Annotated in this window: 2 protein-coding genes; one reads left to right on the top strand and one right to left on the bottom strand. The window is 28.1% G+C overall.

Annotated features, from left to right (window positions below; all coding sequences use genetic code 11):
- Positions 1-203 precede the first annotated feature (203 nt).
- Complete coding sequence (locus VFS71_RS19005; RefSeq protein WP_326403233.1) at positions 204-545, bottom strand: DUF2853 family protein; 342 nt, start codon at positions 543-545, stop codon at positions 204-206.
- Positions 546-1,120: 575 nt separating this feature from the next.
- On the opposite strand from VFS71_RS19005, the gene VFS71_RS19000 reads away from it, so the two are divergent.
- Positions 1,121-2,377, top strand: a complete 1,257-nt coding sequence (locus VFS71_RS19000) for an MFS transporter (RefSeq protein WP_326403231.1) — start codon at positions 1,121-1,123, stop codon at positions 2,375-2,377.
- Positions 2,378-2,754 lie beyond the last annotated feature (377 nt).

Below are 2,754 nucleotides of genomic sequence, written 5' to 3'. Positions count from 1 at the left end.
CCCAAAAACAACCCCACTTTGGTATCACGTAATATAGTAAGCGTATTGTATTTTCCTATTTCAATCATTTTTATTGAGATTCTAAGTTGTATTACCAACTAAGTTTAAAGCGCAAAGGTACGAACTTTGAAAATGAGATTTAAAAAAACATTACCAATAAAAAAAGCGTCTGTTAAAGACGCTTTCTGAATAGTTCAATAATTTTAATTGTAAGCACTTTCTCTTCCAAAATGTAGAGCGAGCAAATAATAAACCACTGCTCTATATTTATTCTTGTTTGATCTTCCATATTTTTCCAAAACAGCATCTATCCCTTTTAAAAGTTCAGGGCCATCAGTCAAACCTAATTTTTTGATTAAAAAATTATTTTTTACCGTCGCAATTTCGGATTGTTGAGTTCCCGCAATAATGGAAGAATCTGGATTGTATATGGACGGACCGCAACCTGTGGTCACTTTTGTCAATAAGTCCATATCTGGTGTAATCCCGCATTTTTCTTTCAAATCGGCTGCATACTTTACAATTAATACGTCTTTTGCACTCATAAAAATATATTTAAGGTTTTTACTTTTACTTTTATAACATACTCAAATTTAGCAATTTATTATTAAACTGTGCGATTTTTATTCATTAAATTTTCATAAATATTTGTTCTTTTAATTAAATACAATTTTACACTTTAAGAAATGTTCTTTCATAATATTTAAAAACAAATACTACAAATTAAATTTACTACTGAAAACACGCTAAATAGCTAAATAATATATTTCCAAATATTTAAATATTGAAAACGTTTTTTATATCTTGTTGAATAAATATGTTTTTATAACAATTTTTAGTTTTTTAAAACTAATTCTGTTTAAAATTTCACAAAGACAACCTTTTCTAAACAATTGTTAGAAATTTTATATTTTAGCGTATTTATTACATATATAAATTAAAATGTTGTAAAAATCTTATATAATAATTTTTCGTTGTAACTTTCAATATTTATTTATCCAAATTAGTATGTTTGCAAAACTGTAAAAAAATTCTTTAAGCCCCCAAAAAAGATTTCATTTTATAGGTAAACCTAAGCACAATATAAACATTTTTAAAACACTCAACCTACTAAAAAAATATGGTAAACAACTACTTAACAAATTTTAAAGGATTCAGCAAAGAAATCTGGATTCTGACTTTCATTACTTTCCTAAATCGTGCGGGTACTATGGTAATACCTTTTCTTTCCAAATACATGAAAGAAAATCTATCTTTTTCATATAGCCAAATTGGATGGATAATGTTTTTCTTTGGAGTTGGCTCCATAATTGGCTCTTGGTTAAGCGGTAAACTTTCAGACAAAATAGGTTTTTACAAAGTGATGGTTTTTAGCTTATTTACAAGCGGCTTAATCTTTATTGTCCTACAATATCTAACTTCATTTGAAAGCCTTTGTATAGGGATTTTAATTTTAACTTCGGTTGCTGACATGTATCGACCGGCTATGCTACTGGCCTTGGACACTTATGAAAGTAAGGAAACAAAAACCAGAGCTTTAACATTAACCAGAATTGCAATAAATACAGGCTTCCTAATAGGTCCTGCTTTAGGTGGATTGATAATTATGAAAATTGGCTACAGTGGATTATTCTGGGTTGATGGCTTAACCTGCATACTTGCGATTTCAATTTTTAGCATAATGATAAAAGAAAAGAAATTACCTTTTAAACTCAAAAAGATAAAAAGCGACACTAATTCAAACAAAATTATTTTCAACGACAAGCCTTTTTTATTGCATTTAGTTATTACAATGGCAACTGGAATATTATTTTTTCAAATGTTCACAACCCTGCCATTATATTATAAAGAGCAATTTAATTTTACCGAATTTGAAACTGGCTTATTATTGAGTTTTAGCGGTTTGATTTTAATCCTTTTCGAACTTCCAATAGTAAGGTTTGTCGAAGAGAAAAACATAGATAGAATTAAAGTAATTTCCTTAGGGATACTGTCAATGTCCATAAGCTTGTTATTAATGCTTTTTAGCAACTGGAGCGGTGTTTTAATCCTTATGGTGTGTTTTATGTCAATTGGCGTTATGCTTACCTTTCCTTTTGCTAATTCATTTGCCATGAGTAGAGTCCATATGAATCTCAAAGGACGATATATAGCTATATTCACAATGAGTTATAGTTTTGCCCATATCTTAAGCGCAAAAATGAGTATGACAATTATTGAAGCATATTCTTATCAGGCAAATTGGATTTTTATGGGAACACTTGGCACGGTTGCTTTAATTTTATGTTATTACTTATCAATAATGCTAAAGAAAGAAAGGAAAAGTATTGAGCTAAAAATTAAAAATTCACTTTTTACCGAAAAAAAGTTTTCCTAATTTTTGCTCAATTTTAATAAATCCTATTTATTTTCCAACATGGAATTGGGTTCTAAAGATTAATTCATTTTAAGATAAATCAATTCAGATTATTTAACAAACACTTGTAATTTTTTATGAGTGTTTTTTTTGTTCTCATTAAATAATAAAAAACATTGATCAAATGTCATCATATAGGCAAATATATACCAAATGAATATTTCTTCCCTAAAGATGAGTTTATAATACCTGAACATCGAATTATAATATATGGCGATAAAAGGGTGATACGTCAATCACGACGGGAAAGCACAAAAAAAAAGCCTTAAAACATAAATGCTTAAGGCCTTCTTTTAATAGAGAATTCAAATATTCTCTAAATAATATTTAATTATCAA

It is taken from the genome of Flavobacterium sp., from assembly GCF_035760125.1.
In the GTDB taxonomy this organism is placed as follows: Bacteria; Bacteroidota; Bacteroidia; order Flavobacteriales; family Flavobacteriaceae; genus Flavobacterium.
The sequence above is the reverse complement of the archived record's forward strand: the minus strand, read 5'-3'. Positions and strand labels throughout refer to the sequence as shown.